The organism is Roseicyclus sp. (assembly GCF_018402035.1).
GTDB lineage: Bacteria > Pseudomonadota > Alphaproteobacteria > Rhodobacterales > Rhodobacteraceae > Roseicyclus.
Map to the genome: position 1 here is coordinate 1 of NZ_JAGYJN010000033.1, position 5,100 is coordinate 5,100.

General features: G+C 62.4%; 7 protein-coding genes. All 7 read right to left on the reverse strand.

The window, feature by feature from the left end:
- Positions 1–140: 140 nt before the first annotated feature.
- The gene (locus KG698_RS14585) at positions 141–1,487 is read right to left on the reverse strand and encodes a cytochrome b N-terminal domain-containing protein (RefSeq protein ID WP_213686278.1); all 1,347 of its coding nucleotides are present in this window, start codon (positions 1,485–1,487) and stop codon (positions 141–143) included.
- Between the two features lie 17 nt (positions 1,488–1,504).
- Positions 1,505–2,080: a ubiquinol-cytochrome c reductase iron-sulfur subunit gene (gene petA / locus KG698_RS14590; RefSeq protein ID WP_213684968.1), complete on the reverse strand. Its 576-nt coding sequence runs from the start codon at positions 2,078–2,080 to the stop codon at positions 1,505–1,507.
- Positions 2,081–2,331: 251 nt separating this feature from the next.
- Positions 2,332–2,757, reverse strand: coding sequence for a GNAT family N-acetyltransferase (locus KG698_RS14595; RefSeq protein WP_213684969.1), 426 nt, complete (start codon positions 2,755–2,757; stop codon positions 2,332–2,334).
- Entirely contained in the window at positions 2,754–3,353 is a 600-nt protein-coding gene (locus KG698_RS14600; protein WP_213685015.1) for a glutathione S-transferase, read from the reverse strand. The genes KG698_RS14595 and KG698_RS14600 overlap by 4 nt, the downstream gene beginning before the upstream one ends.
- 2 nt (positions 3,354–3,355) lie before the next feature.
- Positions 3,356–3,637 (reverse strand): hypothetical protein, encoded by a 282-nt coding sequence (locus KG698_RS14605; protein ID WP_213684970.1) that lies wholly within the window; start codon positions 3,635–3,637, stop codon positions 3,356–3,358.
- Positions 3,638–3,668: 31 nt separating this feature from the next.
- Positions 3,669–4,322, reverse strand: coding sequence for an FMN-binding negative transcriptional regulator (locus tag KG698_RS14610; RefSeq protein WP_213684971.1), 654 nt, complete (start codon positions 4,320–4,322; stop codon positions 3,669–3,671).
- Between the two features lie 15 nt (positions 4,323–4,337).
- On the reverse strand, positions 4,338–5,100 hold a 763-nt coding region (locus KG698_RS14615; RefSeq protein WP_213686279.1), incomplete at its 5' end, for a radical SAM protein.

Here is a 5,100-nt window from a genome sequence, read left to right on the forward strand (position 1 = left end):
GGGGCCCTCATGCGCAAAGGCGTAGTTTTCGACATAGCCCGCGCCACCGGCGGCAAGTGCTGCCCCCGATGACAGGGCCAGCGTCGCGGCCGTTGCAGAGCCGATGATAAGTTTCCTGAGCATACTCAGTGTCCTCTCTCTCACTCGGCCGGGGTGGGGGCAGTCGCGCCGCCCTGCCCGCCGGTTTTGCCGTAGTGCGCGTTAAAGTCTTCCTCGATGGTCGCGGGCTGGGCCAGCGGCTTTTCGATCACGCCCAACAGCGGCAAGATCACGAGGAAATAGGCGAACCAATAGGCCGAACCGACCAGGGCGATATACGGGTAGATGCCTTCGGCGGGCATTGCCCCGGCCCACATCAGAACAAAGAAGTTCACGATGAAGATCCAGAACCACCACTTGAACATTGGGCGATAGCGGCCCGAGCGCACCGATGATGTGTCAAGCCACGGTGCCAGCGCCATTACGACGATCGCACCGAACATCGCCAGAACGCCGAAGAACTTGGCGTCAACGATGCCCGCGGTCAGGAAATCGACCAAGATCACCAGCCAAACCTCACCATCGAAGGCGCGCAAGATCGCGTAGAAGGGCAGGAAATACCACTCCGGCACGATGAATGCGGGTGTCACCAGCGGGTTCGCCTCGATGTAGTTGTCAGGGTGGCCAAGGAAGTTCGGCATGAAACCGACAATCGCAAAGAAGGCGGCCATGATCACGGCGAGCGCGAACAGATCCTTGATCACGAAATAGGGCCAGAAGGGGAGCGTGTCGGCTTCGGCGTCTTTCTTCGACGTCCGGCGTACTTCAACACCCGTGGGGTTATTGTTGCCGGTCGTGTGGAAAGCCCAAATATGCAAGATCACAAGGCCCAAGATCACGAAGGGCAGCAGGTAATGCAGCGACAAGAAGCGGTTGAGCGTTGCGTTATCGACCGCAGGTCCACCCAAAAGCCATGTCTGGATCGCATCGCCCACGAAGGGGATCGCGCCAAACAGGCCGGTGATCACGGTGGCACCCCAGAACGACATCTGACCCCAAGGCAGCACATAGCCCATGAAGGCCGTGCCCATCATCATCAGGTAGATGAGCATGCCGATGATCCACGTAATCTCGCGCGGGGCTTTGTACGAGCCGTAGTAAAGACCGCGGAAGATGTGCAGATACACGGCAATAAAGAACAGCGATGCGCCGTTTTGGTGAATATAACGGATCGCCCAGCCACCATTTACGTTGCGCATGATATGCTCGACGCTGGCAAAGGCCATGTCGACATGCGGTGTGTAGTGCATGACGAGGATGATGCCGGTCACGATCTGCATCACAAGGCAGACCGTCAGCACGATGCCCCAGATCCACATCCAGTTGAGGTTCTTGGGGGTCGGGATCATCAGCGTGTCATACATCAGCGACACGATGGGCAGACGCCGATGCAACCACTTTTCAGCGTTGCTTGTCGGCTCATAATGGTCGTGTGGAATACCAGACATCTCTATGTCTCCCTCGTTCAGCCGAGCAGGATCGTGGTGTCATCCACGAACGATGCCATGGGGATGGGCAGGTTTTCGGGTGCGGGTCCGCGACGGATGCGGCCCGAGCTGTCGTAATGCGAACCGTGGCAGGGGCAGAACCACCCGCCGAAATCGCCAGCGCCATCACCGATGGGAACGCAGCCCAGATGGGTGCAAACGCCGATCTGAACCAGCCATTCGCCGGTATTCTCGCCCGAATAATCCGGCATGGACCGGTTTTCATCGGCGGCCTCGATCGGGCCGATGTTGGGGTTGCGGGCGTCGCGGTCGACCAGATCGGCCAGATCGACGGCGCGCGCGGCTTCGATCTCGTCGGCGGTGCGGCGGCGGATAAACACCGGCTTGCCCAAGAAAAGCACCGTCAACTGCGTGCCTTCGGACACGCCAGAGACATCAACACGCATCTGGCTGGCCGCTTGCACATCCGCCGATGGGTTCATCTGGTTGACCAGCGGCCAAACAGCGGCACCGACGGTGACGGCACCAACGCCGGCCGTTGCGTAGTATAGAAAATCGCGGCGATCACCGCTTTGGTCTTCGGCGTGTGACACGGTTTCGCGTCTCCCCTTGCTTTCGGTCCGTGGGTTGCCGGACCTTCAAACCCCGAAAGGACGAAGGGAATCTTCCCCACGCCCGGCTGGCACGCTGTCTATGGGTTAAGGTTATAGGCGTCCAGCGGACAAACGCGCGCATCTACGCCGAAATGTCGCAGCTTTACCAGCATTTTCCGGCCAAAAGGGCAAAGGGCGCAACCCACGCGGTAGGGTGCGCGCCACACTGCCCGCAGGCCGGGTGCTGCACGCTAGAGTTGGCGGCGCATCACGCGGTGCAAGATACCCGATCCATCGTCATATTCTGGCCCTTCGGCGATGAAGCCCAAGCCTTCGTAAAAGGGGATGACGTAAAGCTGCGCCTCAAGCAGCGCATGGGTGAAACCCGCCGCGCGGGCGGAAGCCATCACATGTTCCATGATCGCGCGGCCCAGCCCCGTGCCGCGCGCCGGTGCCATGACCGCGACGCGGCCGATCTTGGCGGTGTCACCCTGCGCGATCAGCCGCGCACAGCCCATGGGGCCGCTGTCGTCCTCAGCCAAGAAATGGGTGCAGGTCTTGTCGGCCTCATCCCATTCCTCGGCCTCGGGGATGTTTTGCTCGTCGATGAACACGGCGCGCCGCACGGCAAAGCACGCCGCGCGTGCTGTTTCGTCCTCGGCTTTCGCTATTCTCATCCGGGCTGGGTCGCCTGCATCGCGGGGCGGTTGGCGAAGGCGGCATACCATGCGGCAAGCCCGTCGCGCCCATTGCGCCAGCCGCGATCATCATGGCGGAAATCAAGATAGCCCAGCGCGCTGCCCACCGCGATCTGGCCCATATCAAGCGGCCCGTTCAAATGGCTGAGCCAAAGCCCCTCCAGCGCATCGAGCGCGCGGGCGATCTTGGTCCACTGCCCATCCATCCATTGTGCGAACTGGATCTCGGGCGCGCGAAAGCGCCTTTCATAGGTCAGGCTGACGGCCGCATCCATAATGCCATCGGCGGTCGCCTCAATCGTCAGCACATCCCAAAGCCGCGCCTCGGGGTAGAACCCTGCACCGTAGGTGGCATCAAGATAGCGGGTGATCACGCGGCTGTCGTAAAGCGTTGGCGCATCGGGACGGATCAGTGCCGGGATTTTGCCCAAAGGGTTGGCCGTGTTTAGCCTATCCTCGCCGCCCAGCGGTGACGCGGCCACCTGCACCAGCGGGACATCGACAATCCCCGCCTCGGCGATCATCACGCAAACTTTGCGCACAAAGGGGGAGGCGGGCGAACCCAAGAGTTCCATGCTCATGCGATTTTCCTTATGCGCAGCCGCGCCAGCGCGGATAGGTCAATCTCCATGCCCGGGCCATTCGGCCCAAGGCGAATGTTGCGGCACCAACGCGCGGTGCCATTCAACTGCCCCGGCGCATGACCGATGGCTGCGCCCTCGGGCGTCTGGTCAAGCGCGTCTTCGGTGGCGGGATCAAGCCGCCTTGGCCGGGCGCGGGTTGCCGCAGCATAGGCAAGGGCCGCGACCGCGCCGTAACGCAACACGAGGCCTGCAATCGGGACGAGTGATAGAGCCAAGCTGCGACCTCCCTTGCGGCTGGAATTCCCCTTAAAGATAGGGGAAGGGCGTGTCGCTGTCCATCGCGGGCGGGCCATCGACCATCAGCCGCGACAGCGTTTCGACCTCATGCCCGATCTGCGAGGCGCGGACCTGTGCGGCGGCCCCGAGGCGGGCACCTTCGGTCTTGTTCTGGTTTAGCTTCCATGTGCCCGCGACGCTTTCGAGCGTGAAGCGAAAGGGCAAGATCCCCCGCATCATCCGCTCCAGCGTCTCATCAGGCATCTTGTCGACGGTCCACGGCTTTTTCGGTGCCAAGCGATCCTCGAAATGGGCGGAAACGCGGTCGAGATGACGGCGCATATCGCCTGCATCGGCGGGCATCAGCTGCCCACGCAGATGCACGGCGACATAATTCCATGTCGGCACCTGCGCCGGGTCGCCATACCAATCGGGCGAGATATAGCCATCTGGACCCATCACCGCGATCACCACAGGGGTCGGCCCAAGGACCGCGCGCGCGATGGGGTTCGAACGCACCAGATGCAATTCGCCCCCCGTGGCATCGTCATTCAGCCAGAACGGCACATGCGCCAGCATCGGCCCCTGATCGCCGTTGACGCAGAGCGTGCCAAAACCGCGCGTTCGCGCAAAGGCGATGTTCAGCGCCTCGGCCTCGCCGCGAAAGGCTGGGTTGGGATGCATCGGTTATCCCCTTGTTCACGCCGTCAGGCGCGCGCCTGCATGCCCGGTGATCTGGGCGGTGATGATCGCACCCTCGGGCTGATCGGTGCTGAAATCAACTTCGGTGAATTGCTCGGTCCGGCCCATGCGCGGGTTTTCCATCAAGATGTGATGGGTCTTGCCCTGTTGCGTGGCAAGGTGCGCCGCCACGGCGGCGGCCCCTGCATCGCGCAGCCGCGCGGCGCGGTCCTTGATCGCGGCACCCGCGACTTGCGGCATCCGCGCGGCGGGGGTGCCGGGCCGGGGCGAATAGGGAAAGACATGCAGCCATGTCAGTCCGCAGTCTTCGACCAGCTTGAGGGAATTTTCAAAGGCGGCTTCCGTCTCGGTCGGGAAGCCCGCGATGATATCGGCCCCAAAGACCATATCGGGGCGCAGGCGGCGCGCCTCTTCGCAGAAACGGATCGCATCGTCGCGCAAATGGCGGCGCTTCATCCGCTTGAGGATCAGATCATCGCCATGCTGCAAAGACAGGTGCAGATGCGGCATCAAACGCGGCTCGGTCGCAATCGCCGCCATCAGGTTCTCGTCGGCCTCGATGGAGTCGATGGAGGAAATCCGCAGCCGCGCCAGATCCGGCACCAGCCGCAAGATGCGCATCACCAGATCGCCCAGACGCGGCGTGCCGGGCAGGTCCGCGCCCCAGCTGGTCAGATCGACGCCGGTCAGCACCACCTCGTTGTAGCCGCGATCGACCAGCCGCTTGATCTGATCGACCACAACACCCGCAGGTACGCTG

Coding starts and splice junctions, on each gene's coding strand:
- KG698_RS14585 (WP_213686278.1), bottom strand. CDS start 1,487: ATGTCTGGTATTCCACACGACCATTATGAGCCGACAAGCAACGCTGAA.
- KG698_RS14595 (WP_213684969.1), bottom strand. CDS start 2,757: ATGAGAATAGCGAAAGCCGAGGACGAAACAGCACGCGCGGCGTGCTTT.
- KG698_RS14600 (WP_213685015.1), bottom strand. CDS start 3,353: ATGGAACTCTTGGGTTCGCCCGCCTCCCCCTTTGTGCGCAAAGTTTGC.
- KG698_RS14610 (WP_213684971.1), bottom strand. CDS start 4,322: ATGCATCCCAACCCAGCCTTTCGCGGCGAGGCCGAGGCGCTGAACATC.